General features: G+C 70.3%; 12 protein-coding genes and 2 pseudogenes. 5 read left to right on the top strand and 9 right to left on the bottom strand.

Annotation, left to right across the window (positions count from 1 at the left end):
• Window positions 1-3: 3 nt before the first annotated feature.
• The 7 genes from IEZ17_RS36295 to IEZ17_RS36265 form a co-directional block, all read right to left on the bottom strand.
• Window positions 4-798, bottom strand: a complete 795-nt coding sequence (locus IEZ17_RS36295; protein ID WP_189307810.1) for a thioesterase II family protein — start codon at window positions 796-798, stop codon at window positions 4-6.
• A complete protein-coding gene (locus IEZ17_RS36290; RefSeq protein ID WP_189307808.1) occupies window positions 791-2,083 on the bottom strand; it encodes an MFS transporter in 1,293 nt (430 codons plus the stop codon). The genes IEZ17_RS36295 and IEZ17_RS36290 overlap by 8 nt, the downstream gene beginning before the upstream one ends.
• Window positions 2,080-2,283, bottom strand: a complete 204-nt coding sequence (locus IEZ17_RS36285; protein WP_189307806.1) for an MbtH family protein — start codon at window positions 2,281-2,283, stop codon at window positions 2,080-2,082. Before IEZ17_RS36285 ends, IEZ17_RS36290 begins: the two co-directional genes overlap by 4 nt.
• Window positions 2,284-2,319: 36 nt before the next feature.
• Window positions 2,320-5,247, bottom strand: coding sequence for a type I polyketide synthase (locus tag IEZ17_RS36280; protein WP_189307804.1), 2,928 nt, complete (start codon window positions 5,245-5,247; stop codon window positions 2,320-2,322).
• Window positions 5,244-7,139: a non-ribosomal peptide synthetase gene (locus IEZ17_RS36275; RefSeq protein ID WP_189307802.1), complete on the bottom strand. Its 1,896-nt coding sequence runs from the start codon at window positions 7,137-7,139 to the stop codon at window positions 5,244-5,246. Before IEZ17_RS36275 ends, IEZ17_RS36280 begins: the two co-directional genes overlap by 4 nt.
• Before the next feature lie 720 nt (window positions 7,140-7,859).
• Window positions 7,860-8,513 carry a maleylpyruvate isomerase N-terminal domain-containing protein gene (locus IEZ17_RS36270; RefSeq protein ID WP_189307800.1) on the bottom strand — a complete coding sequence of 218 codons (654 nt, stop codon included), beginning with the start codon at window positions 8,511-8,513 and terminating at the stop codon, window positions 7,860-7,862.
• Between the two features lie 95 nt (window positions 8,514-8,608).
• Entirely contained in the window at window positions 8,609-8,833 is a 225-nt protein-coding gene (locus IEZ17_RS36265) for a nuclear transport factor 2 family protein (protein ID WP_189307798.1), read from the bottom strand.
• Window positions 8,834-9,604: 771 nt separating this feature from the next.
• On the opposite strand from IEZ17_RS36265, the gene IEZ17_RS36260 reads away from it, so the two are divergent.
• The 4 genes from IEZ17_RS36260 to IEZ17_RS36245 all read left to right on the top strand — a co-directional run bounded on the left by IEZ17_RS36260 (window position 9,605) and on the right by IEZ17_RS36245 (window position 14,358).
• Window positions 9,605-10,141, top strand: coding sequence for a DUF4232 domain-containing protein (locus IEZ17_RS36260; protein ID WP_189307797.1), 537 nt, complete (start codon window positions 9,605-9,607; stop codon window positions 10,139-10,141).
• 507 nt (window positions 10,142-10,648) lie between these two features.
• Window positions 10,649-11,848 carry a polysaccharide deacetylase family protein gene (locus tag IEZ17_RS36255; protein ID WP_189307795.1) on the top strand — a complete coding sequence of 400 codons (1,200 nt, stop codon included), beginning with the start codon at window positions 10,649-10,651 and terminating at the stop codon, window positions 11,846-11,848.
• A gap of 344 nt (window positions 11,849-12,192) precedes the next feature.
• Window positions 12,193-13,782: a serine/threonine-protein kinase gene (locus IEZ17_RS36250; protein ID WP_189307793.1), complete on the top strand. Its 1,590-nt coding sequence runs from the start codon at window positions 12,193-12,195 to the stop codon at window positions 13,780-13,782.
• 225 nt (window positions 13,783-14,007) lie between these two features.
• Window positions 14,008-14,358, top strand: a complete 351-nt coding sequence (locus IEZ17_RS36245) for a hypothetical protein (RefSeq protein ID WP_189307791.1) — start codon at window positions 14,008-14,010, stop codon at window positions 14,356-14,358.
• A gap of 15 nt (window positions 14,359-14,373) precedes the next feature.
• Here IEZ17_RS36245 and IEZ17_RS36240 read toward each other — a convergent pair.
• A pseudogene (locus tag IEZ17_RS36240) lies at window positions 14,374-14,501 on the bottom strand (IS5/IS1182 family transposase); the annotation flags it as partial.
• A gap of 35 nt (window positions 14,502-14,536) precedes the next feature.
• On the opposite strand from IEZ17_RS36240, the gene IEZ17_RS36235 reads away from it, so the two are divergent.
• On the top strand, window positions 14,537-14,860 hold the full coding sequence (locus IEZ17_RS36235) for a hypothetical protein (RefSeq protein WP_229852985.1): 324 nt from the start codon (window positions 14,537-14,539) through the stop codon (window positions 14,858-14,860).
• 11 nt (window positions 14,861-14,871) lie between these two features.
• Here the strand turns inward: IEZ17_RS36235 and IEZ17_RS36230 are convergent.
• Window positions 14,872-15,153 (bottom strand): annotated as a pseudogene (locus tag IEZ17_RS36230) (transposase); the annotation flags it as partial.
• Window positions 15,154-15,204 lie beyond the last annotated feature (51 nt).

The following is a 15,204-nucleotide window of genomic DNA, read 5'->3' as shown; positions in this document are numbered from 1 at the left end:
CCTTCAAAGGTCGTGGGGGAACGCGTCGGCGGGCGACGCGGCACGGTGGCGGTCGGCCAGTGCGGTCTGGATCAGTGCGAGCAGGGCGGCGCGCTGCTCGCGGAGGTAGAAGTGGCCGCCGGGCAGCAGATTCAGGGCGAACGGCCCCCGGCAGTGGCCCCGCCAGGCGGTGAGATCCTCGGCGGTGAGCCGGTCCTCGGTGCCGCCGAAGACGCGCAGCGGCACCTCCAGCGGCGTATCGGAGGCGTGTCGGTAGCTGTCGACCAGCTCGAAGTCGGAGCGGTGCGAGGCCATCACGATCGCGAGCAGCTCCGGGTCCTCGGCCACCTCGTCGGGAAGTGAGCCGTACTGTCCCTGGATGGCGGCGAACAGCGCCCGGTCGCCGAGCTGGTGGATCGGCGGAAGTCCGCGGGGCAGGTGAGGGGCCGGGCAGGCGGAGAGCAGCAGGTGCTCGGGGCCCGGCAGGCCGCGCTCCCGCAGGGCGCGCGCGGTCTCGTACGCCAGCAGGGCGCCGAGGCTGTGGCCGAAGAAGGCGAACGGTCCCTGGAATTCGGCCTGTTCGACCAGATCCTGAATCAGTGGACCGACCCGGGTGTACTGCGGGTCGTCGAGCCGCGAGCCACGGCCCGGCAGTTGGACGCCCCATACCTCGATGTCGGACAGGTCGTCGCCCCAGCGGACGAACTCGGAGGCCGACCCGCCGCTGTGGGCGAAGCAGTACAGCCTCATGGGCGCCGCGGGGCACTTGCGGCGGTTGACCAGCCAGCGGGGAGCGCTGTGCTCCACGATGTCAGGCATGGAGGGCCTCCTGTTCGTTGGGACAGGCGGTTCCCGTGGCACCGGGCATCGCCCGCAGTGAGCGCACAGCGGAGAACAGCAGCGGCAGCCCGGCCAGGACGCTGCCCGCACCGGCGAGCCAGAGGACGCCGCGCAGTCCGAGCGGCCCGACCAGCGCTCCGCCGAGGAAGGTCCCGATCGGAATGACGCCCCAGACCACGAAGCGCAGGGTTGCGGTCATCCGCCCGCGCATCGAGGCGGGGGTGACGGATTGCCGCAGGCTGATCTGGTTGACGTTGAAGACCGAGGCGCACAGCCCGGCCAGGGCCATCGCGACCGCCAGTACGGGCAGCGCGGTGGCCGGGGTGGCCAGTGGCAGCAGCAGGATCGTGCCGCCCAGCCCGAAGGTCGCCCCGGTGAGGGACGGGCCGACGCCCCAGCGCCGCACGACCCTGCGGTTGGCGAGCGAGCCGAGCAGCACGCCCGCGTTCGCGACGGCGAGTGCCGCGCCCAGTCCGGCCGGGGGGAGCCGCAGCTCACGGACCCCGTAGAGCACCAGGATCGCCTGGACCATCCCGAACAGGCCGAACAGGTTGGTGATCCCCGCACTCAGCGCTATCGGGCGCAGCAGCGGATGCCGGAAGACGTACCGGAGGCCGTCCTTGACCTCCGCCACCAGTCCCGGCCGGGCCGGGTCGCGAACCGGGCGTTCCTCCCTCACCCGCACGAGGAGGAGCAGCAGTGCCGACCAGGCGTAACCGAGCGCGTTGGCGAGTACGGCGACCGGGGCGGTCAGCAGCTGGACCAGAAACCCGCCGGCGCTGGGGCCGGCGAGTTGGCCGGCGGTCTGGGAGAGCTGGAGTTTGGTGTTGGCCTCGATCAGCCGCTCCTCACCGACCAGCGTCGGCAGGAAGGACTGTGCGGCCAGGTCGAAGAAGACCGTCATGACCCCGACTGCGAAGGCGACGGGATACAGCAGCCAGAGCCGCAGGACGCCGCAGAGCGCGGCCACCGGCACGGCCAGCAGGACCGCGAAGCGGACCAGGTCCGCGGTGATCATGACGGGCCGTCGGCGCATCCGGTCCACCCAGGCCCCGGCCGGCAGTCCGATCAGCAGGAACGGCAGGTACTGTACGGCGGCCAGCAGGCCCAACTCGAACGGGCTGGCCTTCAGTACCGCCACGGCTGCCAACGGCAGGGCGAGTTCGGAGATCTGGGCGCCGAGCACGCTGACCGCCTGGGCACCCCACAGCCGCCGGAATCCCTGGTGGCGCAACAGTCCGGGCTGCGGGACCGGCTGTGTCATCGGGCGGCCCGCTCACGCACGCTCTTCGGCCGCAGATCGCTCCACAGCTGGTCGATCAGGGCGAGGCAGTGCGCCTTGCTGCCCGATCCGCCCGCCCGCTCCCAGCCGGCGGGCAGTGTCCGGCCCGCCGGCCAGACGGAGTACTGCTCCTCGCTGTTGCGAACCACCTCGTACGTCCGGTCGCCGGTGTCCTCGAACATGGTTGTCCTCTCGAATCGGTGTCGGGTGGCGGCTGTTCAGGCCGGCTGCTGGGCGTCGAGCAGCCGGGCCAGCCGGCGCGGAGTCGGGGCGGTGAAGACCTGCTTGACGGTGATCCGCGCACCGAATGCCGCGCGGACGGCGGAGGCGAGCTGGACGGCGATCAGCGAGTCCCCGCCCAGCTCGAAGAAGTCGGCCTGCGCCGCGACCTCCTCCAGCCCGAGCAACTGGCCGAAAATCTGCGCGAGTTGTTCTTCGGTGCCGCCCGTTCGCACGGGCTCGGGGACGTCCGGCGAAGGCCGGTCGGTGACCGTCGGTGCGGGGCCGTCGGACGGCAGCGGCGAGTACCGCTGCGGGCTGAACGGGTAGGTCGGCAGCGGAGTCCGGCCCGGCCGGTGGCCTTCGTGCAGCCGCGCCCAGTCGAGTTCGACGCCGGCCGTCCAGAGCCGGCCGGCGGCGGCCAGCGAGGTGCGCAGGGCGGACTCCTCGTCGGCCGGGTGCGGCAGGCTGGGCAGCGCCAGGTGGCGCTCGGTGCGGGCCGGATGCCGACGGGCGAGCGTCGTCAGGGTGCGGCCGGGACCGACCTCTAGCAGGATCCGGTCGGGATCGGCGAGCAGCGTGGCCAGGGTGTCGCCGAAGCGCACCGCCCGGCGCATGTGGGCGGTCCAGAACTCGGCACCCGGGGCCTGATCCGTGGAGACCCAACCGCCGGTGGTGTCGCAGACCCAGGGGATGGACGGCGCCTTGACGTCGAGTTCCGCGACCAGGGCGGCGAACCGGGCGAGGATCGGTTCCACCAGCGCGCTGTGCCCCGCGGCGGCGATGTGCAGCCGGCGCGCGTCGATGCCATCTGCCGTCAGCCGGGCGAACAGTGCGTCGACCGCGGCCTGCGGCCCCGACAGCACACACTGGTTCGGTCCGTTGACCGCCGCCAACTCCAGGCCGTCACAGAGCAGTTCGGTGGCCTCATGCTCGGCCAGCGGAACGGCGAGCATCGCCCCGGCGGGCAGGGTCTGCAACAGCCTGCCGCGCTCGGCGACCAGCCGCAGCGCGTCGGGCAGCGAGAACACACCGGCCAGGCAGGCGGCGACGAAGGCACCGAGGCTGTGTCCGGCGACGGCGGACGGCCGCACGCCGCGCCGCTGCCACATCCGGGCGAGGGCGTACTCCACCGCGAACACGGCCGGCTGGGCCACGCCCATGTCCCGCAGAGCCTCGGCGGCAGCTGCGCACTGCCGCTCGCCGTCGGGGTACAGGACCGTCCTCAGGTCCAGGCCGAGCGTGGGCGCCAGCAGTGCGCGGCACGCGTCGACCTCGTCGCGGAAGACCGGGTCACTCTCGTACAGCTCGCGACCCATGCCCACGTGCTGTCCACCCTGCCCGGGGAAGAGGAACGCCACCGGGCGCTCGCCGCAGGCCGGGGGGTGGTCGGCGGCGCCGGTCAGCGCCTCGACCGCCCCGGCGTGGTCGGTGACCACGGCGAACCGGCGGTGCTCGAAGGCACGGCGCCCGGTCTGCAACGTCCAGGCGGTGTCGGCCAGTTCCCGTCCGGCGTCGGTCGTGGCCGCGACCTGCCGCTGAAGGTGCTCGGCAAGCCGGGTGGCGGCCCGGTCCAACTCCTCGGCGGTCCGGGCCGACAGCACCAGCAGATGGTCTCCCGGCGCGGTGCCGGCGGACAGGCGGGCGGGCGGTTCTTCCAGGATGGCGTGCGCGTTGGTTCCGCCGATGCCGAACGAGCTGACCCCGGCCCGCCGAGGGCCGTCCGGGCGCCATTCGTACAGCCCGGTGTTCACGACGAACGGGCTGTCCTCGAAGGGGATCTCGGGGTTGGGCGAGGTGTAGTGCAGGCTGGGCGGGATCAGCCCGTGTCCGACGGCCAGCACCGCCTTGATGAAGCCCGCCACCCCCGCGGCGGCATCGGTGTGACCGATGTTGGTCTTCACCGACCCGATCCGGCAGAAGCCGCGCCGGTCGGTGCCGTACCGGAATGCCTTGGTCAGGGCCGCCAGTTCGACCGGGTCGCCCAGCGGCGTGCCGGTCCCGTGCGCCTCGACGTAGCCGATGCTGTCCGGCTCGACCTCGGCCACCAGGTGGGCCGCGCGGATGGCCTCGGCCTGGCCGGCCACCCCCGGGGCGGTGAAACCCACCTTGTCCATGCCGTCGTTGTTCACTGCCGTGCCACGCAGCACGGCACGGATGCGGTCGCCGTCCTCCAGCGCGTCACAGAGCCGTTTGAGGACCACGATGCCGACGCCGTTCGCCGCCACCGTCCCGTGCGCCTGGGCGTCGAAGGCCCGGCAGCGGCCGTCGGGCGAGATGACACCGCCCTCGGAGTACTCGGGCAGGCGGGCCGGGACGTTGACGCTGGCTCCGCCGGCCAGGGCCAGGTCGCACTCACCGGCGAGCAGCGCCTGCGCGGCGACATGAACGGCGACCAGGGAGGTCGAGCAGGCGGTCTGCACCGTCACGGCAGGCCCGGTGAGCCCGAGCCGGTGGGCGACCCGCGACGTCAGGAAGTCGATACCGGTGGCCAGCCGCAGCTGCCATTCGCTGACCGGGCCCAGCCGGTCGCGGTGGGCCAGCAGCGTGTCCAGGTAACCGGTCTGGCTGCTGCCGGCGTACACGCCGATCGGGCCGGGGCAGGACCGGGCGTCGTACCCGGCGTCCTCCAGCGCCTCCCAGGCACAGGTCAGGAAGAGCCGCTGCTGCGGGTCCAGGATCAGCGCCTCGCGCGGCGAGTAGCCGAAGAACGCGGCGTCGAATTCGTCAGCGCCCTCCAGCACGCCGAGCGCGGGAACGTACTCGGAGGCCGACGGGTCGCCCGGGAAGCGGGTGACCGACTCGCGGCCCTTCGTCAAGTTGTCCCAGAACTCTCCGAGGTCGCGGGCTCCCGGGTACCGACCGGCCATGCCGACCACGGCGAGCAAGGGGCTGTCCGGATCCACCGGCTGTCCGGCCGCGGTCATCGGACGCCCCCGGCACTCCCGCGGGCCCGACGCTGCGCAAGCCGGGAGCGCCCGCTGCGGCGTTCGCCGCTGCGCTCGTCGGCGGCCGACTCGGACCCTTCCTCCTCGCGCAGATGGGCGGCGAGCCTGCGGATGGTCGGATGGGCGAACAGCGCGACGCCGGGCACCTGGCGCCCCAGCAACCCGGTCAGCTTCCGCTGCACCTGAACCAGGAGCAGCGAGTGCCCGCCGATCTCGAAGAAGCTGTCGTCGAGCCCCACGTGATCGACCCGCAGCGTCTGGCGCCAGACAGCCGCGATCTGCTCCTCCAGACCGGATGGCACCACGTTCTGCGGTCCCGCCACGGCGGGGCCCGGTACCGGGAGCGCGTCGTGGTCGATCTTGCCGTTGGCGGTCAACGGCAGTTCGTCGAGCACGACGAACGAAGCCGGAACCATCGCGGCGGGCAGGCTCTTGGCCAAGTGCCCGCGCAGCTGCGCCGGCTCGGCTTCGGCGGCGACCACGTACCCGATCAGCCGCTTGCCGTCCGCCTCGTCGTCCACGGCCCGGACGTGTGCCTGGCGCACCGCCGGGTGGGTGCACAGGGCCGCGCTGATCTCTGCCGGCTCGACCCGCTGGCCGCGGATCTTCACCTGGTCGTCGGCCCGGCCCACGAAGGCCAGGGCCCCGTCGGGCCGACAGATCGCGAGGTCACCGGTGCGGTAGAGCCGTGCACCGGGCGTAACGCCGAACGGGTCCGGGACGAAGCGGTCGGCGGTCAGGCCCGGCCGGCCGAGGTAGCCGCGGGCCAGCAGGACCCCGCCGAGATACAGCTCGCCGGGGCTGCCCACCGGGACCGGCTCCAGCTCGGCGTCGAGCACGTACGCTTGCACTCCGGCCAACGGCCGCCCGATCGGCAGCGTGTCACCGTCGGGCAGCGACTGGCCGGTGAACGCCTGGACCGTCGCGGTGATGGTGGTCTCCGTAAGACCGTACGCGTTGAGCACCGGCACGTCGGAGTGGCGCCGCCAGCCGGCCAGGGTGCGGGTGTGGGCGGTGTCGCTGCCCACGACCAGCAGTCGCAGCGCCTCGGGTACGGCCCGGGGCTGGGCGTCGAGATCACGGACCCACTGGTCCCAGTACGGGGTGGGCAAGTTGGCCACGGTGACCCCCGCGCGGCGCAAGTACTCCTCCAACTCCGCAGGCGGCGGTACCGGGTCGGGAGCCACCGAGACCCGGGCGCCGGCCAGCAGGGTGGGATACAGCTCCTCACCGACGACGTCGAAGCCCGGGCCGGCGAACTGCAACACCCGGTCGGCCTCGGTGAGTTCAAAGGCAGCGGAGACGGCGGCTGCGTGGTGGGCCAGTGAGGAGTGGGTGATGGCCACCGGCTTCGGGCGTCCGGTCGAGCCCGACGTGAAGATCAGGTAGGCGAGATCGCCGGGCTCGACGGCCACCGCCGGGTTCTCCGCAGACCGCCCGGCCAGTTCGGGAGCGGCCGGGTCGAGCGCCTCCAGTCCGTCCCCGGTGTCGGGCCCGATCAACAAAGCGGCTCCGGAGCTGGCCAGTTGGTAGGCACGGCGCTCGGCCGGCAGCGCCGGGTCGAGCGGCAGATAGGCGGCGCCCGACTTGAGCACGGCCAGCATCGCCGTCACCAGCTCGCGCCCGCGCGGCAGGCTCACCGCGACCACACTCTCGGCGACCGCGCCACGCTCCACCAGCAGTCCGGCCAGCCGGTTGGCAGCGGTGTCGAGCTCTGCGTACGTCATGCACGTGCCGCGGTCACTGAGCGCCACGGCATCAGGGCTGGTCCGCACCCGCTCCTCGAACAGCTGCGGCACGCAGACTGCTGCCCCGAGGCGTGCTGCGTCCAGCACAGCCGCAGACCTGCTCTCGACGTGTACGGGTGTCATCCTGCCCTCCACGAGTCGGCGATGCGGTCCGCAGACCGCCTGCGACTCCCGAGCCTGTCCGAGGGCACCAACGGCCGACCATCGCCCGACCAGCGCCGTTCGCTAGCGAGCCGCTAGTGGTGCCGTGCCCCAGCTCGGAGCCAGGCCCCGCGGGGTGCTGCGGGGCAACTCTCAGCGGCGTGTGGAGGGGCGCTCGGGTGGGCAGGGAAGGCCCCGCTCGGCATGACGGTTCACCGGCATCGTGGCAAGGCGCGGTTGCCAAGAGGTCGGCGAGACTTCGGCGTGAGCGTCCAGGCACCTGCCGAGCCCGTCCGCCGGTGCCGCCGGTGCCACCGTGTGGGTCGGGGTCCGTCCGGAAAGCGCCGCTCGCGGACGAGGCCCTCTTGACCGTCAGCAAGTCCTCGGGCGAAGCGCCGCGATTCGGACGGCAGCAGCATCGGCAGGACCAAGTACGCCGCCCACAACGGCTCCACCTACTACTTCGGCCGGTGGTCCACGCTCACGAACCCGGTGAACAACAACGCCGACTTCCCATACGACGACACCTACGCCGACATCCGGTGACGACCACACCCGCCACGCCATGGGGCGCTGCCCGCCCCCAGGAAGGGCGAGGAGCGCGTCTGCCGCAGCACTGTGCGAGCTTCGCCCGCAGCTCACCGGCACGGTTTGCCATGTCCGGTCCTGTCGACCATCAAGTTGCGCCTTGGCCGGCTCGGATCAGCTGCGATCGTGCGGTGCGCCGTACCAGCGCCAGTCCGTCCTCCGAGGGCAGTCGGGCAGCTCAATGCGTCCGGTAGCCCATAGCAGGGTCGACCACGGATCTGCCGTGATCGTCACATCGGGGAAGAGCCGTGCCAGGACTCGCTCGCACAAGTCCTGCGGAGGTTCACAGGCGAGGCGCAGGGCTTGGGCGATGTCGTGAGTGTGGACGAGGGTCTCGACGATACCCATCGCGGCGAAGCCCTCCGGGTCGGAGGCGCCGAAGACATGAGGAGCCAGAACATCGGGGGCCGTGGTGTCGACGGCGGTAGCGAGGAGTCCGCCGCATGCCTCCACCATCGTCAAAAGCCCCTCGGGCCCTGCGTCACGGTCCGCGAAAACCACATTCGCCGGCCCTTGAGGACGATCCCTGGAAATACGCAGCGGCACACGAGGCGAGTCCATGGGCCGGGCCAGCCCGAACCGCAGTGCATAGGTGAGCAGGTCGTCGGCGAGATGCTCCAGCGTCTCCCGACACGTCCACTCCAAGCTGCCCGCACGGGCCTGCAAACGTGTGGCGGGAATTCCCTGAAGGAGGCTGATGCAGTGGTCTACTGCCTGTCGCACATGGCTGCCACACACCAGTGCCTGCGGGTTTCCATCCTGCGCCATCTCCGGATCGTACAGGGCAGGGTGGACGCCCCCTCACACGGTCCACACCGCAGGGAGGCTCGGCCCGGCTCACGGACACATCCGAGAGCCGCCGGTCATTCCTCCAACGCGCGGGCGATGGGGAGTGTGTCGCTGGTCTGCTGGAGCCGCACGATCCTGCCGTCCCGCAGCGTGAAGAAGTGGGCGAAACGTGAGGTGACATCCCGTCCGTTGCGCGTTATCCGTCCTCTCCCTGACGGATCGGCGACGATGAGCACCGGTCGGCGACCGACGCGGATCACGATACGCCCTGTGTCGGCGCGCAGCAGCCGGCTCTCCACTGACCGACTGACGGTTCGTCACTGGTGCTCCCTCCAGAATTCGTTGCCTGAGCTGGCTGGTTCTGTTGTTCGCGAGCGAGTTGGAGTCGGTGTTCGGGCAGGTGGCAGGGTGGTTCTCGAAGAGATGGAGCGTGGGCAGGGAGCTCCGCGCCGGCCGCATGTTGTTCGCGGAATGCCCGGCAGCGGAGTCATCTGTCCGTTGCAGGCCCCGCCGGTCCGCTGTGAGAGCGCCTGCGCGGGATGCTGGGCCGGGCTGGTGATCGCGGCGGTGAGGGCCGGTGCGCCTGCGGCCCGGGCGGTGCGTCTGTTCATGCTGCCGTGCGTTCGCTGCATCGATGAATCGCGGCAGTGCGCTGAAGTGCTCTGCCAGCGTGGAGATTTTGGCGTTTCGATGGTCGGTGGGTGACCAAGCCGTCGTGAACGGCCCCACGCTTCCCTCCAGTTCGGGTTCTGCCGAGGGACACAACGACCGGCCAAAATGCTCAAGCGGCAGATGCTCGGCCGAGCGCTGCCTGCCGGTGCCGTCGAATGCGTTCCCAGTTGTCCGTGGCTGACCGCCTCCACTGGTGCGGCAGTGGTGCGAGACGGACAGATGCCATGACGGCCGGGGGAGAGGTATGGGCTGGTGGCTCATTGGCTGCGCTATTAGCGGTGCGTTAGTGCCTTATTAGCGGTCCGGCAGCGCCTCGTATCACGTTGGAGGCGCAACGGACCGACCGTGCGCACGCCGTCCCGAGACGGGTGCTCGCTACCAGACGAAGGGGAGACTCCATGTTCTCGCTCACGTCCAAGACCCTCCGCCGTGGCCGCCGGGTCGCCGCCGGATCACTGATCGCTGTGACGGCGCTCACGCTCACGGCCGGCGTGGCCCAGGCCCAGACCTCGACGAAGACCGCCTCGGACCGCTGCACCGCGGACAACCTGTCGGTGCGCCTGGGCCGCACGGACATCGGCGCGGGCAACATCCGCATACCGCTGGTCTTCACCAACAAGGGCAAGAAGACCTGTTCGCTGCGCGGCTTCCCCGGGGTCTCTCTGACGCTCAAGGAGGGCACGCCTGTCGGCAAGCCCGCCACCCGCTCGGGCTCCGTGGGCAGCGCCGTCCGTCTGAAGCCGGGACAGAGTGCGCACGCCGTGCTGCACACGGTCAACGACGGGGTCTCGGACACGCCGTGCTGGTCCAAGGCGCAGCTGGTCCGTGTCTACGCGCCCGGCTCCAAGGAGGCGATGACTGCCGGAACCGACGGGTTGCGGGTGTGCGGCGGGCGGTTCGATGTGACCACGCTGAAGCCTGGGGCCGCGGACTGACAGCCGTCACCGTCAGGCAGGCGCCGTCGGGGCGCTGTGGCCAGTCGGTGGGACGCAACTCCCGGTGATCACGTGTCCGGGGGCGGCCGGTGGGTCGAGGGCTTGTGACACCTCGCCGGACACACGGTGTCATCGACGGCCCATACGAGGCGGGTGCCCAGGAGCGCCACCCGCCGACGGACGGGTCAGGGGCGGCGCCTCGCCCCGTCCCGGCTCGCCGGTCGGTCTGATCGGGCCTGCCGTGCGCCTGACCGGCAGCGCCGCCCTCCACGAGGGGACCCCGTGCGATCGCAGTAGGTAATCGAAGTGCTGCGTCGCGTGGGGTCGCAAGGGCTTCAGGCCTCGCCGAGAGTAGCGGAGTGTCAACCCCTCGCGACCCTCCGTCGGGAAAACTCCTTCCTGGGTCTTAAACGGAACTGCAACTTCCGTTTGCCCGTCTCTCTGGCTGCCCCACTTTCCGGACGCCGCACCGACCAGCACTTCGAGCCATTGCAAACGGGGACCGTGATGCGTGAATTCAGCCGCCGACAGATATTCGGAGTCGGGATAGGCGCGGCGGCGGCGCTCTCGGTCGCCGGCTGCTCGTCCTCCGGGCCGTCGGTCTCCGGCAAGGTCGGCACCGAACCCGGACCGACGCCGCAAGCCGAGCCGATGGGCGACGGCTCGACCGCGCACACCGGGAACCAGCCGAACCAGCGGCCCGCGCCGGAGAAGCTGGAGCCGGGCCAGAAGCCGCCGCAGTTCGTGGTCTTCTCCTGGGACGGGGCGGGCGAGGTGGGCAACGGCCTCTTCTCGCGGTTCCGCAAGCTCGCCCGCGACCACAACGCCTCGATGACCTTCTTCCTCTCCGGGCTTTACCTACTGCCCGAGTCGAAGAAGCGCCTGTACCGGCCGCCGAACAACCCCGTCGGCGCTTCCGCCATCCGCTACCTCTCCGACGACCACATCAAGGAGACACTGAAGAACGTGCGCGCCGCCTGGCTGGAGGGCCACGAGATGGGCACGCACTTCAACGGCCACTTCTGCGACGGTCCAGGCTCGGTCGCGCACTGGACTCCCGCCCAGTGGGACTCCGAGATAGCTCAGGCCATGGACTTCGTCACCAAGTGGCGGACCAACACCGGCTACACCGACCTCGACCCGCTGCCCTTCGACTACGGCAAGGAGCTCGTCGGCAGCCGTACCCCTTGCCTGCTCGGTCAGGACAACCTGCTTCCCACGGCACGCAAGCGCGGCTGGCGATACGACGCCAGCTCACCGGGCGGGATCCAGGTCTGGCCTACCAAGAAGCACGGCATCTGGGACTTCCCGCTCCAGAAAATTCCGTTCCCCGGCCACTCCTTCGAAGTCCTCTCGATGGACTACAACATCCTGTTCAACCAGTCGAGGAAATCCACCAAGGCTCCGCCCGCCAACTACCCTGGCTGGCGCAAGCAGGCCACGGAGGCGTACATCGCCGGTTTCCAGCGCGCCTACGAGACCAACCGTGCGCCGTTCTTCATCGGTAACCACTTCGAGCAGTGGAACGGCGGCATCTACATGGACGCCGTCGAAGAGGCCTTCAAGCACATCGCCGACGACAAGCGCAAGGACGTCCGGCTGGTCTCCTTCCGCCAGCTCTGCGACTGGCTGGACGCCCAGGACCCGCAAGTCCTCTCCGACCTGCGCCGACTCGGGGTAGGTCGGCGGTTCACCCGACGTGGCTGACGGCACCGTCAAGGGGCCAAGACGGCGGAAGCCGACCGGTACGCGATCAACACCCGCGAGCGGTCGGGACCCGTATCGCGCCCGCCGCGCCCCCACAGGCAGTCCGCTGCCCGGCCGAGGTCTCGGCGTGGTCTCAGTGACCCATCCCGGCAGCAGCGTCCGCCACAGCGGGAACAGAGCTGCACCTCGGCGACCGGCACACGGTCGAGGACTGCGACGGGGTGGGCGGCGCGGGCGACGGTGCGGACATGTCGTCGTCGGCGGCGTCGGCCCGCATAGCCGTTCAAAGGGGCAGCTATGGTGACAAGAAGAAGCGAACGGGCCGAAGCTGGCGGAGGCAGGCTGTGACGGACGAGGGGCGGCTCGTCGCCGGGCGCTATCGGCTCATCGAGCAGATCGGCCGTGGCGGCATGGGCACGGTGTGGCGCGTGCAGGACGAAGTCCTGGGCCGCCAGGTCGCGCTCAAGCGGCTCCACTCGCAGCCGCACCTGTCCGATAGCGAGCTCGCCACCCTCTACGAGCGCATGCGCCGTGAGGCGCGCAGCGCCGCCCGCGTCGTACATCCCAATGTGGTCGTGGTCCACGACGTCGTGGGCGACGGCGGTCAACCCTGCATCGTCATGGAGTACGTTCCGGCGGTCACACTCGGCGATCTCCTCAAGGAGAAGCGGACCATTCCCCCCGAAGAGGCGGCCCGCATCGGCCTGGGGATGACCACCGCGCTGCGGGCCGCACACGCCGCCGGAGTGCTGCACCGCGACGTCAAGCCCGGCAACGTCTTGCTCGGCGCCGAGGGCCGGGTGGTGCTCACCGACTTCGGCATTGCGATGACCGCCGACGTCTCGACCCTCACCCAGACCGGCGAGCTGGTCGGCTCCATCCAGTACATGGCGCCGGAACGGATACGGGGCCAGAAGCCCGGACCGGCATCGGACCTGTGGGCGCTGGGCGCGACGCTGTACCAGGCGGTGGAGGGCCGCCCGCCGTTCCACCGGCCCACCGCGATGGAGACCGCGTACGCCATCGCCGTCGACCCACTGGAGCCCATGGAGCAGGCCGGGCCGCTGGCGCCGCTCATCGACGCCCTGCTGTCCAAGGATCCGGACGAGCGGCCGTCGGCGGAGCAGACCGAGCGGGCCTTGCGGGCCGCTCGGTCCAGTGGATCGCCTGCAACGGCTGGACCGACCGGGTCGACGACGGTGCCTCCGGAGCCCGCTGCAATCCCGTCCGCCGGCCAGGACAGCGAGTCCCCGACCCGGCCCTCCGACGGCGAGACGGTGACGGCCGGACCTGCTCGAACCGGTGGCGGCCGGGAACGGCGCCGGGACAGCAAGCGCCGCGTCCTCGTCATGACCACTGTTGCCGTGACGGCAGGGGCCGCGGCCATCGCGGGCACGATCTACGCGACATCGGTCCCTGGCACCGGCACACCCGACACCGGCGGCGCCCGGAAGACCCCCGGTGCTGCTGCACCGCCGTACACGCCACCGCCCGTACCCAAGGGCTTCCACCAGGTCAGCGAGATCGGCGCCTCCTTCCCCGTGCCGGACGGCTGGAAGGCCATCAAGCGGACGGGTGAATTGGTCACATTCGCCGACAAGTCCGGCCGCGGCGGCCTCACGGTCAAGATGGTGGAACCCGCAGGTTCCACCCCCATGGCGCACTTCATGGATATGGAAGCCAACACGAAGGTCAACTATTCCGTGTACCGGAGGCTGCGCATGCAGCAGACCACGTTCCGGGAACAGCCGGCCGTGGTATGGGAGTTCACCTTCAAGGGGAAGGCGCGCGTGTACCGGGCCATCGAGCAGGGCTTCGGCCGGGCGGGCGGCCGGGAGTACGACATCAACCTCTCGGCACCGGAAGCGCAGTGGGACACCTACCGTCCCATCTTCGATACCTGCCGGGACGGATTCACAACAACCAGGAAGTGATTATTCGTCGCGCCTACAGGGCCCGGACCAGGCCCTTGCTACGAGCGCCACGCGTCTGAGGAAGAGCGGAGGGAACGAGGGAAACTGAAGGAAGGGAGAGCAGAAAGGGGCCCGGCACCCGGGCCCGCCCCCCACCATCTGCCCCGTTCCCCGTTCCCCCGTTCCCCGTTGGCTGTTAGGCCTGTTCGGCGGATCATGTTGGGGCAGGCCCGATAGGTTGGCCGCATGTCTTCTGTACTTGTTGTTGGTTACGACCCGCAAGCGATACCCGGTGTCGACGGGGAGGCTCTTCGTGCGTCTCTCGACGCGGAGCTGGCGCGTTTCGGCGAGCACGGCATCGACGCGGCCATGACGCTGGTCATGCTCGACGAATCGGCCGAGTCCGCCCTCGTTGCATCGCTGACCAAGCACCCGTGGGATGTTGTGGTCGTCGGCGGCGGGATCCGCAAGACCGAGCCGCTGCTTCCGCTGTTCGAGCTCGTCGTGAACCTGATCCGCCGCCATGCGCCCCAGGCTGCCATCGCCTTCAATACCAGTGGTGGGGACAGCGTTGAGGCGGCACAGCGGTGGCTGTGAATTCCGACCGTCCGATCGCCTCCTGAGCCACAGTCGGATCGCGGCAACGGTGACGGGCCGCGGAAGATGTAGGTCCGCTTGTCGCGCCTTGCGGCCACGAGCCGGAAGCTTTTCAGGGTATTGATCGTTCGCTCAACCTCGTTGCCGAGACCAAAGCCGTACTGCGCTCGCCGCTGCTATGTGGCTGCGCGAAGAGAAGCTGAAAGCCGGGGTCGGCTTCAACACGGCCGTCACTCAGCTCATCGACTACCTTCGGGAAACACAGCTGAGTGACGACGGCGCCGGCGGCAACGAGCTGGCGGGCCGGATGCAGGAAGCCCGGTCGGCCCTCTACCTACTGTGCGCCGACGACACCGTCGATCTCGCCAATGCTCTCGCGCGTCGGGTTTGGAGCTCCCGGCCCAGCGAGGGCAGAGACGACCGTAGGGCCGAGCACAAGGAGACGTCGGATCTGCTTCGCCGCTTCACCCATCAGCTCCGGCAAGAGATCGCCAGGACGTAGTCTCAGTTGGTTCATCGGGCGGACCAGAGGAAGGTGCCTGCGATGTGGAGTCCGGCCAGGTAGATGGTCGCGGTCTTCTCGTAGCGGGTGGCGAGGCCACGCCATTGCTTCAGGCGGTTGAAGCAGCGTTCGACGGTGTTGCGCTGCTTGTATGTCTCCCCGTCGAAGGCCGGTGGCCTGCCGCCCCGGCTCCCTCGACGCAGCCGGTGGCCGCGTTGGTCCGCCGGAACGGGAATCACCGCGCGGATGCCGCGCTTGCGCAGATGGTCGCGGATCGCGCGGGAAGAGTACGCCTAATGGGACGTGAAGGGCGGTGAGCGAGCCCGGTTCCTCACCCTCCCGGG

The organism is Streptomyces albospinus (assembly GCF_014648695.1).
Classification (GTDB): domain Bacteria; phylum Actinomycetota; class Actinomycetes; order Streptomycetales; family Streptomycetaceae; genus Streptomyces; species Streptomyces albospinus.
This window is presented reverse-complemented; position numbering and strand designations above follow the sequence as displayed.